Origin of the sequence: Providencia burhodogranariea DSM 19968, assembly GCF_000314855.2 — a bacterium.
In the GTDB taxonomy this organism is placed as follows: Bacteria; Pseudomonadota; Gammaproteobacteria; order Enterobacterales; family Enterobacteriaceae; genus Providencia; species Providencia burhodogranariea.
In genome coordinates, this window is the sequence record NZ_KB233224.1 from 49,716 (window position 1) to 63,853 (window position 14,138).

13 protein-coding genes are annotated in these 14,138 nt (G+C 40.1%); 6 read left to right on the forward strand and 7 right to left on the reverse strand.

All coding sequences use genetic code 11. The features are described 5' to 3' along the window. Positions 1-3: 3 nt before the first annotated feature. Together adiA and OOA_RS14285 are read right to left on the reverse strand one after the other, a co-directional pair. Positions 4-2,268: an arginine decarboxylase gene (gene adiA / locus OOA_RS14280; protein WP_008912863.1), complete on the reverse strand. Its 2,265-nt coding sequence runs from the start codon at positions 2,266-2,268 to the stop codon at positions 4-6. A gap of 111 nt (positions 2,269-2,379) precedes the next feature. After that, entirely contained in the window at positions 2,380-3,240 is an 861-nt protein-coding gene (locus OOA_RS14285; protein WP_008912864.1) for a MurR/RpiR family transcriptional regulator, read from the reverse strand. Positions 3,241-3,473: 233 nt separating this feature from the next. Between OOA_RS14285 and murQ the strand changes: the two genes are divergently transcribed. Continuing rightward, complete coding sequence (murQ, locus tag OOA_RS14290; RefSeq protein ID WP_008912865.1) at positions 3,474-4,385, forward strand: N-acetylmuramic acid 6-phosphate etherase; 912 nt, start codon at positions 3,474-3,476, stop codon at positions 4,383-4,385. A gap of 27 nt (positions 4,386-4,412) precedes the next feature. Next, on the forward strand, positions 4,413-5,885 hold the full coding sequence (murP, locus tag OOA_RS14295; protein ID WP_008912866.1) for a PTS N-acetylmuramic acid transporter subunit IIBC: 1,473 nt from the start codon (positions 4,413-4,415) through the stop codon (positions 5,883-5,885). 45 nt (positions 5,886-5,930) lie between these two features. Here murP and OOA_RS14300 read toward each other — a convergent pair whose 3' ends face one another. Then, entirely contained in the window at positions 5,931-6,536 is a 606-nt protein-coding gene (locus OOA_RS14300; RefSeq protein WP_008912867.1) for a LysE family translocator, read from the reverse strand. A 96-nt stretch (positions 6,537-6,632) separates the two neighbouring features. Between OOA_RS14300 and OOA_RS14305 the strand changes: the two genes are divergently transcribed. The 3 genes from OOA_RS14305 to OOA_RS14315 are packed head-to-tail and all read left to right on the forward strand — an operon-like array spanning position 6,633 to position 8,758. Next, on the forward strand, positions 6,633-7,616 hold the full coding sequence (locus OOA_RS14305) for a hydrolase (RefSeq protein WP_008912868.1): 984 nt from the start codon (positions 6,633-6,635) through the stop codon (positions 7,614-7,616). Continuing rightward, positions 7,613-7,831, forward strand: a complete 219-nt coding sequence (locus OOA_RS14310) for a YheU family protein (protein WP_008912869.1) — start codon at positions 7,613-7,615, stop codon at positions 7,829-7,831. Before OOA_RS14305 ends, OOA_RS14310 begins: the two co-directional genes overlap by 4 nt. Positions 7,832-7,891: 60 nt before the next feature. Continuing rightward, positions 7,892-8,758 carry a phosphoribulokinase gene (locus tag OOA_RS14315; protein WP_008912870.1) on the forward strand — a complete coding sequence of 289 codons (867 nt, stop codon included), beginning with the start codon at positions 7,892-7,894 and terminating at the stop codon, positions 8,756-8,758. Positions 8,759-8,831: 73 nt separating this feature from the next. On the opposite strand, the gene OOA_RS14320 is transcribed toward OOA_RS14315, so the two are convergent. Beyond that, the gene (locus OOA_RS14320) at positions 8,832-9,236 is read right to left on the reverse strand and encodes an OsmC family protein (RefSeq protein WP_008912871.1); all 405 of its coding nucleotides are present in this window, start codon (positions 9,234-9,236) and stop codon (positions 8,832-8,834) included. A 305-nt stretch (positions 9,237-9,541) separates the two neighbouring features. Here OOA_RS14320 and crp point away from each other — a divergent pair, with 305 nt between their 5' ends. Beyond that, complete coding sequence (gene crp, locus OOA_RS14325; RefSeq protein ID WP_004923862.1) at positions 9,542-10,174, forward strand: cAMP-activated global transcriptional regulator CRP; 633 nt, start codon at positions 9,542-9,544, stop codon at positions 10,172-10,174. Between the two features lie 431 nt (positions 10,175-10,605). On the opposite strand, the gene argD is transcribed toward crp, so the two are convergent. The 3 genes from argD to nagA form a co-directional block, all read right to left on the reverse strand. After that, positions 10,606-11,820 carry a bifunctional acetylornithine/succinyldiaminopimelate transaminase gene (argD, locus tag OOA_RS14330; RefSeq protein ID WP_008912872.1) on the reverse strand — a complete coding sequence of 405 codons (1,215 nt, stop codon included), beginning with the start codon at positions 11,818-11,820 and terminating at the stop codon, positions 10,606-10,608. 130 nt (positions 11,821-11,950) lie between these two features. Then, positions 11,951-12,526, reverse strand: a complete 576-nt coding sequence (locus tag OOA_RS14335) for an aminodeoxychorismate synthase component II (protein ID WP_008912873.1) — start codon at positions 12,524-12,526, stop codon at positions 11,951-11,953. A gap of 407 nt (positions 12,527-12,933) precedes the next feature. Beyond that, the gene (gene nagA, locus OOA_RS14340) at positions 12,934-14,094 is read right to left on the reverse strand and encodes an N-acetylglucosamine-6-phosphate deacetylase (RefSeq protein ID WP_008912874.1); all 1,161 of its coding nucleotides are present in this window, start codon (positions 14,092-14,094) and stop codon (positions 12,934-12,936) included. Positions 14,095-14,138: the final 44 nt, after the last annotated feature.

Here is a 14,138-nt window from a genome sequence, read left to right on the forward strand (position 1 = left end):
GCGTTATTTAACACACATTACATGATAACAACCATCAATAATCTCAGTACCTTCTGTTTCATGTTCAAAGCCCGGAAACTCACTATCCCATGATTGTAAGCTACGTAAATAGTGAATGTGTGGGCTATTTTCCTCACCAAAGTTTTCACCAGATAACAGCATTGGAATACCCGGAGGATAAGGAATTATCGAGTTAGCAGCTACTCGACCCGCTAATTTATTAACAGGAACTGCTTCAACACGATTCGCGACTATTTCTTGGTAAGCATCTCGCGGACTCATCATCACTTCAGGAAGCTGAGAATAAGCCTGATTCAATAACGAACCGGGATTGTTTTTTTGTAAATAAGCAAACATTTTGTCACCGAGATCACGTATGCCCATTTCACCATAAATATCAGGTGCAGATTCGACAACTTCAGGAAGCACTTTTTTCAATGCCGTATTACTGTCGTAATGACGCTTAAAAGACAGTAACGTATTCACTAATGTTCCCCATTTACCCTTGGTAATTCCCATAGAAAACAAAAACATGATTTGAAAATCAGTGGTTCTTGTCGGCACAATACCATAATGAGTCAACCATGCTGTGACCAACGCTGCCGGAACCCCAGTATCAAGTAATTGCCCATCATCTCCCATCCCCGGTGCCAATATACTGACCTTTATCGGATCAAGCATTGCCCAATTATCGGGAATATCATGGAAACCATGCCATTTATCTTCAGGATGCATCACCCAACAACTTTGCTCTTTCATCAATAGATCAACAGGTGCGTCTTCAAATGCATAACGCTGCCCAGTCGCAGGATCTCTGACCATTTCCTGATTCCATGGTTTGAAAAACCACTCTTCATCATTAATAAATTCTTTATACAAAAAGGCCAATGATTGACGAAAGTCGATCGATTCGCGGATCACTTCATCCGTTAATGAGCGCCCACTATTGCCATCCATCATGTCTGCGGCAATATCATTTGAAGCACAGATGGCATATAACGGTGATGTGGTTGAATGCATTAAATAAGCTTGATTAAAACGATTAAAATCAATTGAATTACGCCCATTACGTACATGAATAAATGAAGCTTGCGACAGTGCATTGAGTAATTTGTGCGTGGAGTGTGTGGCAAATATTGTTGGCTGATTTTCGTCACGTTCTTCATCTCGCATGGCAAAATGGTCACGATAAAGCGGGTTAAAACGCGCGTAACCATACCAAGCTTCATCGAAATGAATGCGATCTAAAGAACTATCCAGTAAATCTTGCACTTTGCGTGCATTGTAACAAACACCATCATAAGTGCAGTTGGTAACAACACTATAAGCAGGTTTTTGACCTATTTTATCAACGGTCAGTGGATTGCTAGCAATTTTAGACTTGATAGCTTCAGATGACATTTCTTGAGGATAAATAGGGCCTATAATTCCGTATCGGTTGCGACTTGGGATCAAATAAATTGGCTTCGCTCCAGTTAAGATCAGCCCCTGCTCGATAGATTTATGGCAGTTACGATCAATCACAACGACATCATCATCTGTCATGCACGCCTGCATAATGGTTCTATTCGAACCTGATGTTCCTACGACCACTGAGTAGGATTGATCAGCACCAAAAATACGTGCAGCATTCTTCTCGCACTCACCAAATGCTCCCGTATGATCGAGCAACGAACCTACCGCGACACGCTCAATACCAATATCAGTACGAAATAAATTTTCACCGAAAAAGTCATGATAAATTCGCCCCGCAGGGGTTTTAGTGAAGCCCACGCCACCTTGATGGCCAGGAGCTGCCCATGAATACTCATGCACGTCACTGTATTTAATTAAACTTTTCATTAACGGGGGAAGAAGCTGAGAACGATAACGTTGAATAGCAGCAAGGACTCTACCCGCAATAAAATCAGCTGAATCTTCAAGGATCCAAGCAAACTCATCAACCTGCTCCATCATTTTACGGTCAAAAGCAATCAATGCTTCTTCACGATCGCTGAGTAGAAAGACAGGAACATCTTCTTGCCTGCGGTGTAATTGTGTAATGAGGCGATGCGCTTGGTCTTGCTCGCCACGGTCACTCATATCTCGCCCATATAACAAACAATCGATACTAGTATTCGAGCGAATATATGCTAAACCATCTTCAAAGTCGCGAATAATCACCGTTTCAACATGTTCTTCATTCAGCTCACTGGCAAGACGTGCCACTGCATGGCTGATGACTGAGTCTTCATCTGTAAGTTCTGTATAAACAATGAGTGCTCTCATTAACCTTCCTTTATGAGTTAAATACGTTACTCTAGTCTTAGCGCAAATCTGCCTATTAAGCAAAATAGAGCGCTGACTCGTGGTTAAAATGAATTTGTATTTTTTAATCCATCACTCATCTAATTTGTTAATCATGACTCTTGCATTCATCACTAACATTTTCGCATGAGCTTCACGTTTTTGAAGCAATGCCATAAATAACAAGTCAGTCAGAGTATTTTGTGCCGTTCTAGATGAGATAGATGAACTGCGCCACTCATTTTCCTCGGCAATGCTTTCGAGCACATGAGTGGATAATTGCGCTAATGGTGAGAGCCGACTACGTGTGATAGCAATAACATTAGCTCCTTGCTTGCGAGCAATGCCTGCTGCGGTCAGCATATCTTTACGCTTACCCGAAAAAGAAATTACTATTTGAGTATCATTAGGCGTCAGTGTCAGCGCTGCTGCAATTTGTACGTGATGATCTGACTCAACGAGTGTGGTAATTCCAATTTTTTGTAATTTATAACTTAAATCTTTCGCCGTTAACCCCGAACCACCGATCCCAACGATTTGTACTCGCTGTGATTTATCAATACTTTCAACAATTTTTTCAAATAACTTGAAGTCAATATGACGCGTCGTTTCGGTAATAGAATAATTTTTCTCTAATGCTAATTTTTGTGCCACTACCATTAGATTATCACTCTGAGTGATACGGTTATGTAGGTTCACATGAGGATTAACATCTTCTAGATGCTGACGACCGATTATCTCACTGAGCGCTAATTTCAACGCTGGATATCCCTTCACACCGATTTTTTGACTAAATTTAACAATTGCAGATTGGCTAACATTCAACGTTTCGGCCAATTGCTGTGATGATAAATTCAATACTCGCTCTGGTTTTTCGAGAATAAACTGCGCTATTTTGCGTTGGTTTTCTGCAAGCCTTGGTAATAAGCACGTAATCGTATCCAGTAAAGTCATCCAAAATCCTTATATTTTGAAGATAAAAAATAAATTATTCCTCAGTAAATAACCTCATTACTATAATTTAATCATTTATATTCAAATGGTTATTTAGTCTATTAATCTAATTCATCACAAAGTATTCTTTCATATTGGCCATTTAGAATAGATAACGCCGTGATCATTATCACATCACTGGAATAAATAATTCCTTAATATTCGTTCATTAACTTAAGTAGGAGTAATTTGTTATGACCATTGATTTAAGCAAAATGGTAACCGAAAGCCGTAATACTGCGAGTACCAATATCGATCAATTATCAACTTTCGATATGTTGCAGGTCATCAATAATGAAGATAAGCAAGTGCCATTAGCGGTCGAAAAAACGCTACCGCAAATCGCACAGCTCGTCGATAAAGTCGCGGAAGCTTTTCTAAAAGGTGGCAGATTAATTTACTCAGGTGCTGGTACATCTGGTCGTTTAGGTATCTTAGATGCGAGTGAGTGCCCCCCTACTTATGGAACTCCTCATGAGCAAGTGATTGGTTTAATCGCTGGTGGTCATCAAGCCATTTTCCGCGCAGTAGAAAACGCAGAAGATAAACCAGAATTAGGTGAGCAAGACCTTATCGATATTAACTTCTGTAATAACGATGTGTTAGTTGGTATCGCCGCGAGTGGTCGCACACCTTATGTATTAGGTGCGCTAGCTTATGCGCGCAAGATTGGTGCAGTAACTGCATCAATTAGCTGTAATCCAAATAGCCCTGTTGCCAGTGCCGCAGATATTGCTATAACACCTATTGTTGGTGCAGAAGTGGTTACAGGTTCATCCCGTATGAAAGCAGGTACCGCACAAAAACTAGTACTCAACATGATTACGACTGGTTCAATGATCCGTATTGGTAAAGTTTTCGGCAATTTAATGGTTGATGTAGAAGCAACTAATGCAAAATTAGTTGAAAGACAAGTCAAAATCGTAATGGAAGCCACTGAATGTGACAGGCAAACAGCGGATAACGCATTACAACAATGTCAACGGAACTGTAAAACTGCAATTCTGATGATCCTATCTGGGCTCAATGCACAAGAGGCGCGTCAATTGCTAGCAGACAACAATGGGTTTATTCGCATAGCTCTCAATGTCGCTAAATCCGTTTAACTCGCGGGAACTGGTAGGGTAAATGACATGGCTAAAATAACAAAAGAAATGATGCAGGAAATTCTGCAAAAGGTCGGTGGAAGCACAAATATCAGGAACTGCGGTAACTGTATGACCCGCTTACGCTTGACTCTGAATAATGACCAACTTGTCGATAAAGCAGCAATCAAACAAATCCCCGGAGTGCTTGGGGTAATTGAAAGTGATGAACAGCTACAAATTGTACTCGGGCCGGGTAAAGCACAGACAGCATCTGATTTAATGAACCAGATTTTGGAAAGTGGTGAAACTGTGGAGTCTGCTAAATCAGATGACTCATTAGAAACCAATCTGAATACATTAGCTTCTTCCAATAAACAACAGATGAAGCAAAAACAAACCAGTGCAGTTCATCGTTTTTTATCCAAGTTTGCCACCATATTTACTCCATTAATTCCAGGCTTTATTGCGGCAGGTTTACTACTTGGATTTGCCACATTAGCGACTCAAACCTTTTTTCCTGGCGGTTTACCTAAAGCACCTGAACAACAGACATTCGGCGTTCACATGATCCTGTATATGTCCGTCTTCAGTAAAGGTTTGTTTAGCTTCTTAAGTATTTTAATTGGTTATAATGCGCAAAAAGCGTTTGGAGGAAGTGGCGTCAATGGCGCTATCATCGCAGCCTTATTCATACTTGGTTATGACCCAAGCGCAACCACGGGTGTATTCTCTGGGATGACCAACTTTTTCGGTTGGGAAATCGATCCACGAGGCAGTATCATTGGTGTTCTTATCGCCTGTATCTTTGGTGCATGGGTTGAAAAACAAGTCCGTAAGATTATCCCTGCAAACCTCGACATGATTTTAACCTCAACCATTACATTACTGATTGTTGGTGCAGCAGCCTATGTTGTCATCATGCCATTAGGAAGCTGGCTATTTAGTGGTATGTCGTGGTTATTTATGCATTTAAATGGCAACCCATTCGGTACAGCAATATTAGCAGGCTTGTTCTTGATAGCAGTAATGTTTGGTGTACACCAAGGCTTTGTTCCCGTCTATTTTGCACTGGTCGATGCTCAAGGCTTTAACTCACTATTCCCAATTTTAGCGATGGCTGGGGCTGGTCAAGTCGGTGCCGCACTTGCTCTGTATGCTAAAGCGAAAAAAGACTCTATTTTACGCAATCAAATTCGTGGCGCGATTATTCCAGGTTTTCTCGGTATTGGTGAACCACTGATTTACGGTGTCACATTACCGCGAGTAAAACCTTTCGTCACTGCATGTTTAGGTGGAGCTGCGGGCGGATTCTTTCTCGGTTTAGTTGCATGGATGGGATTACCTATCGGACTTAACACTGTATTTGGTCCATCAGGGTTAGTGGCTATCCCCCTGATGACATCAGCACAAGGTGTATTTGCTGGTATGTCAGTCTATGTTGGTGGCATTGCTGTTGCTTATGTGTGTGGCTTTATCTTTACTTATTTCTTCGGCACAAAAGATGTCGATTTGGATTAAATAAATAAGGGGGGAGCTAAGCTTCCCCCCATCATGATGATAATATTATTCTAGCCAAATTAGTGGAACGCAAGCGGCAGTTAATAGCCCCATCACCAAGTTAAAAATAAACCAAGCACGACGACTTCGTAGAAAATAACCGATTAATGATCCTCCCGCCATCCAAATCAATCCAGCGATTAAGTTGACAGTAAATACCGTAATGCTCATGACAATAATCGATTGAATAAAAAGTTCACCGGGCAAGCTATAACTCCCAACAGCACCTAACCCCATCATCCATGCCTTTGGATTTAAAAATTGTAATAAACCACCTTGATACCATTTTACATTTCTAGATGCGGTGCTATCTGTTTTTAATGGCGAGTAACTTGCCGTCGCTGTTTTCCATGCCAGCCACAATAGATAAAGGCTTCCTGCAACTTTCATTACAGTATGTAACGCAGGATAAAGCAATAAAAGCGCAGCAACACCAAACGCAGAGAAGTACAGTATGGATTGCATTCCAAGCATTATCCCTAATAACAAGGGAACACTACGACGAAAACCATAATTTGCAGTACCTGACGTTAATAACATATTATTCGGTCCGGGCGTCACCGCAGCAATGAATAAAAACGTAAAAAGAGAAAAAATTAGCCCAAGACTCATTTATAATCGTACTCCAAAATTAAAGCGCACTTGCATCACAAAAAAATAACAGTATGTTATGTGCCCCACAAGGGCATCACTAAATTAAATAAGGCTATGTCAGAAAACTTTCGCCCAATAAACTGGGCCAAAAATCCACATCTTCAAACATTGCTGCCAAGGATCTTTCGGCGTAAACCGAAAATTAAGCCGATTTGGCAGCGACTAGAGTTACCAGACGGTGACTTTATTGATCTCGCTTGGAGTGAACCTCCTGAGCTGGCAAGTGATAAGCCACGCTTAGTCATTTTTCACGGTTTAGAAGGTAACTTTAAAAGTCCATATGCCCATGGCATGCTTGAAAGCGCCCAAAAGCAAGGCTGGCTTGGTGTTATTATGCACTTTAGGGGCTGTACTGGTGAACCTAATCGCCAAAAGCGTATTTATCATTCAGGTGAAACCAGTGATGCTAGCTACTTTTTGCGCTGGCTAAAACAGACTTGGGGGGATGTTCCTACAGCCGCTGTCGGTTATTCCCTCGGTGGAAATATGCTTGCTTGCTATTTGGCTGAAAGTGGTGAGAATGCGGATATTGATGCCGGAGTGATTGTTTCTGCACCTTTAATGTTAGAACCTTGTTCACTACGAATGGAAAAAGGCCTTTCCCAATTCTATCAACGCTACTTACTCAATGGCTTAAAGCGTAATGCCACACGCAAACTCGTACGCTATCCAGGCTCATTACCGCTCAATTTATTACAATTAAAGCAATTAAAGCGTATTCGTGAATTTGATGATGTGATCACGGCAAGAATTCATGGCTTTGATGACGCGACAGACTATTATCAAAAGTGTAGTGCGTTACCAAAATTACCTAAAATCACTAAACCAACACTGATTATTCACGCTAAAGATGATCCATTTATGGCTCCTGAAGTCGTACCTGACTTAGCGCATTTACCCGCCAATATTGAATATCAAATGACTGAACATGGTGGACATGTTGGCTTTGTCAGTGGCACATTTAGAAAACCAGAAATGTGGTTAGAAAAACGCATTCCACAATGGCTAACGACTTATTTAGATAGACAAAAATCATGATTATTCCTTGGAAAGATTTAGATCCTGAAACATTGGAAAACCTAATCGAAACCTATGTTCTACGCGAAGGAACTGATTATGGTGTACATGAAAAAACGTTACAACAAAAGGTCGAGGATGTGAAACGGCAATTAGTTTCTGGTGAGGTTGTGCTAGTCTGGTCAGAACTGCATGAATCTGTTAATTTCATGCCTAACAATCAATTTCGCCCGTAAATTCGTTTTGCTAATAGCTTTAAATAAGCCTGAATGCAAACGCAGCACAGGGAGTTCACGATGTCCAAAAAGCACCCAATAATTGCAGTAACCGGTTCTAGTGGTGCTGGAACCACCTCCACAAGTCAGGCATTTCGCAAAATATTCCATCAATTAAATATTCAAGCTGCTACCTTAGAAGGCGATAGTTTTCACCGTTATACTCGGCCTGAAATGGATATGGCTATCCGTAAAGCAAGAGAGCAAGGTCGACATATCAGTTATTTCGGCCCTGAAGCGAATGATTTTTCACTGTTAGAACAAACTTTGTTAGATTATAGCCAACATGGCAATGGCCAATCACGTAAATACCTTCACACCTATGACGAAGCAGTTCCATACGGTTTACAGCCAGGCACCTTTACACCATGGGAATCCCTTCCATCAAATAGCGATGTTTTATTCTATGAAGGATTGCATGGTGGAGTCGTTACACCTGAAAATAATGTGGCGCAACATGTCGATTTATTAGTAGGTGTAGTTCCAATCGTTAACTTAGAATGGATTCAAAAGCTCATCCGCGATACAACAGAACGAGGACATTCTAGAGAAGCTGTAATGGATTCTGTTGTTCGTTCAATGGGCGACTATATTAGCTATATTACCCCCCAGTTTTCACGCACTCATATTAACTTCCAACGCGTCCCCACAGTTGATACATCAAACCCTTTTTCAGCTAAAGTAATCCCTTCACAAGATGAAAGTTTTATTGTGATCCGTTTTAGAGGATTGGAGCACATTGATTTCCCTTATTTACTGTCAATGTTAAGTGGTTCATTTATATCAGCAATAGATACTATTGTTGTTCCCGGTGGAAAATTAGGCCTCGCTATGGAACTCATTATGACGCCATTAGTTGAAAAGTTAATCCAACGAAAACACGATTAAAAAATTTATGATGCTTATCATTATTTAAAAATAAGCATCATAAATTAAAAAAATTATATATATAATGAAATTATTATTGAATTTTTATTTCAAAACTGTGGGTTACTTTCACTGCTTTTTCTAACATTAAAGATACAGAACAATATTTTTCAGCAGAAAGCTGAACTGCACGCTCGACAATTTTTTCTGTTAGATCACTACCCGTCACAATAAAATGTAAGTTGATATGAGTAAAATAACGCGGTGCTTCTTCTCTACGCTGTGAAGTTAATTTAACTTCGCAACCGCTAACGTCATTACGCCCTTTTTTGAGAATAGACACCACATCAACTGCACTACAACCACCCGCAGCCATCAGTACCATTTCCATTGGACTAGGCGCTTTATCCCCTGCATTACCATCCATCATAACTTGATGACCTGATGCAGATTCACCTAAAAAAGAGAGGCCTTCTACCCATTTAACTCTTGCTTCCATATTCTATTCCCCTTCGAAAAATATTTATCTAAAGTATGACATTCTCACACAAACACATTAATTCATAGAGCTGCTTTATTGCGCTGAATCGATAAAGCCAAGACTTTCCGAATTGAATATGTTACAAACAAAGTTCTAATTAATACCGATAAGATCAAAACTCAAGGTTTCAATTAATTATATTATAGCCTTGATATTAACTTGCCCTATAATGCAAATTAATATGCTAAGCTAGCGACTTTAAAACCAGCTTTTCTGGTTATCGTTGACCGGATGGCTGTATTAACATACAGAGGATAACGCTAATGGTTCTCGGCAAGCCACAAACAGACCCTACTCTTGAATGGTTTTTGTCACACTGCCATATTCATAAGTATCCATCCAAGAGCACTCTGATTCATCAGGGTGAGAAAGCAGAAACCCTTTACTATATTGTTAAAGGCTCAGTTGCTGTTTTAATCAAAGATGAAGAAGGCAAAGAAATGATTCTCTCCTATTTAAATCAGGGGGATTTCATTGGTGAACTAGGGTTATTTGAAGAAGGGCAAGAACGTTCAGCTTGGGTCAGAGCAAAAAGTGCCTGCGAAGTCGCTGAAATTTCTTACAAAAAATTCCGTCAGCTTATTCAGGTTAATCCTGATATTCTTATGCGCCTCTCTGCGCAAATGGCAAGCCGCCTCCAAACCACGTCAGAAAAAGTTGGTAACCTTGCCTTCTTAGATGTAACTGGTCGTATTGCTCAAACGCTTCTCAATTTAGCTAAACAACCCGATGCAATGACGCATCCTGATGGTATGCAAATTAAAATTACACGCCAAGAAATCGGCCAAATCGTCGGTTGCTCGCGTGAAACCGTTGGTCGTATCTTAAAGATGCTGGAAGACCAAAACCTTATCTCTGCACATGGTAAAACCATTGTAGTTTATGGTACCCGCTAACTAACATATCAGCCTAGCTCACTCATTGCTGGGCCTTGTTTAAAAGCCACTCTATATCATTGATATGAAGTGGCTTTTTTATATTTATACATAACTCGAATTGTATATAGACGCGATACGGAGATAGTCGATGAGTGAATACGATAAATAATCAACTTAAAAAATTGACGAAGATAAATAACAAGATAGAGTAAAATTTAATTACGGTAATATAGAAAAATAAAAAAACACAACGCGACTCACTTAATCACTACCAAAAAATCAGTTATTTATTTATCGATAAATTATAAAGTTATAATCATAACCTAATAAAAATAATGAATTTAAATACCATTACAAATACCCGAATCACATACTCTTGTATGTGATTCGAAATATTTTTATACATAACTGAACGAGCTATATAAATTATTTTAGACTCAATAGCAAAATTAAGAGAATAAGCGACTAATAGCTTGTTCTAATTTCGCCATTCCACTATTTATTTCTGCTTCAGAAATAATTAATGATGGTGTAAAGCGTAAGACATTTGGCCCAGCACTTAACATCATTAACCCTTCAGTTGCACAAGCCTGTAAAATATCTTTTGAACGGCCTTGCAGTTTACCATCGAGTTCCGCACCAATTAACAGCCCCATTCCTCTGATTTCAGAGAAAATACCATACTTGTCATTGAGCTTATTGAGGTGAGCAACAAAGCATTCACGACGTTTAGCCACACCATCAAGAACTTCTTTGGTATTGATAATATCGAAGGCGGCATTACCCACAGCGCAAGCTAACGGATTTCCCCCATACGTTGTGCCATGCGCCCCCGGTCCCATGGCTTGAGCAATTTCAGTAGTCGTCAGCATTGCGCTAATTGGAAAACCACCACCGAGTGCTTTGGCTGTCGTGAGAATATCGGGAGTCACACCATAGTGCATGTAAGAGAATAATTGGCCTGTACGACCCATTCCACTTTGCACTTCATCAAAGACAAGTAATGCTTTATTGTCATCACACAGTTTACGAACACCTTCCATAAACTCTTGTGTTGCCGCTGTTACACCACCTTCACCTTGAACTGGCTCTAATACGACAGCACAAGTCTCTTCATCAATAACCGCTTTGACCGCTTCGAGGTCATTGAATGGTACATGAATAATATCCGCAGGCTTAGGTCCGAAGCCATCAGCATATTTGGCTTGCCCTCCGACTGATACCGTAAAGAAAGTGCGTCCGTGGAAAGCTTGTTTAAATGCGATGATTTTTGTTTTGTACGGGCTGTGCTTAGTAATAGCGTAATGGCGCGCAAGCTTGAAAGCCGCTTCGTTCGCTTCTGCACCTGAATTAGCGAAGAACACTCGCTCAGCAAATGTCGCTTCAATTAATTTTTGCGCTAGCGTTAAGGCTGGCTCGTTAGTGAAAATATTACTAAGATGCCACAGCTTTTCACTTTGCTCACGAACAGCCGTGACTAAAGCAGGATGGCAATGACCTAACGCTAATACCGCGATCCCACCAGCAAAATCAATGTACTCTTTACCTTGCTGATCCCACACCCGACTACCTTCCCCACGAACAGGAATAAACTCAGCTGGAGAATAAATAGGTAACATAACCTGATCATAGGTTTGCCGATTCACTGCTTGTTGTTCTTTCATGCCCCTCACCTACTTTTTATCCGATACCGCGTGAAAATATAATCACTAAATATGAATAAAAAATCACAAAAGAGCAATAAAAAAGCGAGTGTAGGGGTTAATTATATTTTGTTGTTGAGATCAGTAACCTTTAGTACTTTAGAAAATTATTCAATAATTCATGACCTTGCTCACTCAGAATGCTTTCTGGATGAAATTGAACACCTTCAATAGCCAAGGTTTTATGGCGTATTCCCATAATTTCATCAACATCGCCATTATTCAATGACCATGCGGATACATCGAAAGAGACGGGTAACGTTTCTGCAGCAATGACGAGGGAATGATAGCGAGTAACAGTGAGCGGCCTATTGAGACCTTTAAAAACCCCTTGGTGATTATGATGAATAGCTGAAGTTTTGCCATGCATCACTTCTCGAGCCTTCACAACCGTCGCACCAAATGCTTGCCCAATAGCTTGATGACCTAGACAAATGCCTAAGATAGGGATCTTACCAGCAAAATATTTGATGGCTTCAAGTGAAATCCCAGCTTCATCTGGCGTGCAAGGCCCTGGAGAAATAACGAGGTGTGTAGGTGCAAGTAATTCTATCTCTTCGATAGAAATTTCATCATTACGTTTAACCAGTACTTCTGCACCTAATTCACAAAAGTATTGGTATAGGTTATAAGTAAATGAATCGTAATTATCAATAAGTAAAAGCATAGTAGCCTATCCGACTGATTTTTATCATTATAAATTATATCCCCATCCGCAGTTTATAATTATTAGCAATTAAAACTCACGCACATAAATAGTAAACAGTTGCAGGGGGCGGCTATCATAGCACAGCCAAAGCAGGAAAATAGCCTATTTAAATCAAGTTACCCAATTAAACTAAGCAAGTTTCCATATAAAAATCATGGGATTATATTTACATACTTATAACAAATAGGGCTAATTTAGTTAGCACAAAAAAATAGCTCAATAGAAAAAATCAACAATATAACGATAAATTATTTTTTATGCTGAAATGAAACAAAAAATTAGTATCGTCACGTTTTAAATAAATAAACATCCTTTCAATTATTATTATTACATTTCTGCATTTAGAATATTCAGCTTAGACTGGGCTACTTAGTAAATAGCTCACCAAAAACCTGTTTACCTTTCACGAAAGTGGCCTGTATTTCCCTTAAATCATCACATAACGTTAAATTAGCCTGCTTACCTGGCGCGATAGAACCTAAGCGATCTGCTATACCTAGTGCTTTAGCAGGATATAAGCTGCCATGTAACCACGCTTGAGCAAATGAAATATCACAAAATTGCTGGAACTTTTTAACGCCCAAATCAAGAGTCAAGGTACTCCCCGCAAGACTTCCACTCGCTGTACGAACCACACCTTCTTTCATTTTTACGTTCATTTCACCAAGTAAATATTCGCCATCTGGCATACCTGCTGCACGCATTGCATCCGTAATCAATAATAATCGTTCACCGCAACAATGGTGAACCACTTTAATCGCCGCGGGATGTACATGGTGACCATCACAAATCAATTCTACCTGACACTGATCATGGGTTAATGCTGCGCCAACCATGCCCGGCTCACGGTGATACAAACCATTCATACCATTATAGCAATGTACTACACCATCAGCGCCTTGGTTTAACGCTTCTTGTGCTAATTCATAATCGGCACTTGAATGACCTATCATGACGCGAATGCCTTGTGATTTTAACCAAGGAATTAATTCAAGTGAGGTAGGATATTCAGGTGCTAATGCAACACACCTTAAACTTCCATCGGCTAACTGTATCCACTGTTCTAACAGGGATTTTTCCGGTTGATGGAGTAAATTTTCAGGATGAGCGCCTTTATGCCGCGAGGTAAAAAAGGGACCTTCAAGATATGTCCCTAGAATTTCAGCCCCTTCGACACCTTGACGTTGACTATCACGAACTTGAATAAGTGCTCGCTCAATATCTTTATGTTGTGCTGTCACTGTCGTTGCTAAAAAAGCACCCACCCCTTTCGTAGCTAAAAAGCTGGAAATCGTATTCAGGGATTCATGAGTTGCGTCCATCACATCCGCCCCAGCGCTTCCATGAATATGAGTATCAATCAGTGCAGGTAATAATGTTAATGGACGTAATTTTTCGGTGGATACAGCATGAGCTTTGACTGTTTTAATACTGCCGTCATCATCGAATGTCACTAAGACGTTATCAGCCCAACCAGCAGGCAATAATGCTTTCTGCACATAAATCTGTTCACATGAACCAGCCATATAGCGTTCCTATAAAAAGCCCTTTATACCGCTAATCGCATATA

Coding starts and splice junctions, on each gene's coding strand:
- adiA (WP_008912863.1), bottom strand. CDS start 2,268: ATGAGAGCACTCATTGTTTATACAGAACTTACAGATGAAGACTCAGTC.
- OOA_RS14285 (WP_008912864.1), bottom strand. CDS start 3,240: ATGACTTTACTGGATACGATTACGTGCTTATTACCAAGGCTTGCAGAA.
- murQ (WP_008912865.1), top strand. CDS start 3,474: ATGACCATTGATTTAAGCAAAATGGTAACCGAAAGCCGTAATACTGCG.
- murP (WP_008912866.1), top strand. CDS start 4,413: ATGGCTAAAATAACAAAAGAAATGATGCAGGAAATTCTGCAAAAGGTC.
- OOA_RS14300 (WP_008912867.1), bottom strand. CDS start 6,536: ATGAGTCTTGGGCTAATTTTTTCTCTTTTTACGTTTTTATTCATTGCT.
- OOA_RS14305 (WP_008912868.1), top strand. CDS start 6,633: ATGTCAGAAAACTTTCGCCCAATAAACTGGGCCAAAAATCCACATCTT.
- OOA_RS14310 (WP_008912869.1), top strand. CDS start 7,613: ATGATTATTCCTTGGAAAGATTTAGATCCTGAAACATTGGAAAACCTA.
- OOA_RS14315 (WP_008912870.1), top strand. CDS start 7,892: ATGTCCAAAAAGCACCCAATAATTGCAGTAACCGGTTCTAGTGGTGCT.
- OOA_RS14320 (WP_008912871.1), bottom strand. CDS start 9,236: ATGGAAGCAAGAGTTAAATGGGTAGAAGGCCTCTCTTTTTTAGGTGAA.
- crp (WP_004923862.1), top strand. CDS start 9,542: ATGGTTCTCGGCAAGCCACAAACAGACCCTACTCTTGAATGGTTTTTG.
- argD (WP_008912872.1), bottom strand. CDS start 11,820: ATGAAAGAACAACAAGCAGTGAATCGGCAAACCTATGATCAGGTTATG.
- OOA_RS14335 (WP_008912873.1), bottom strand. CDS start 12,526: ATGCTTTTACTTATTGATAATTACGATTCATTTACTTATAACCTATAC.
- nagA (WP_008912874.1), bottom strand. CDS start 14,094: ATGGCTGGTTCATGTGAACAGATTTATGTGCAGAAAGCATTATTGCCT.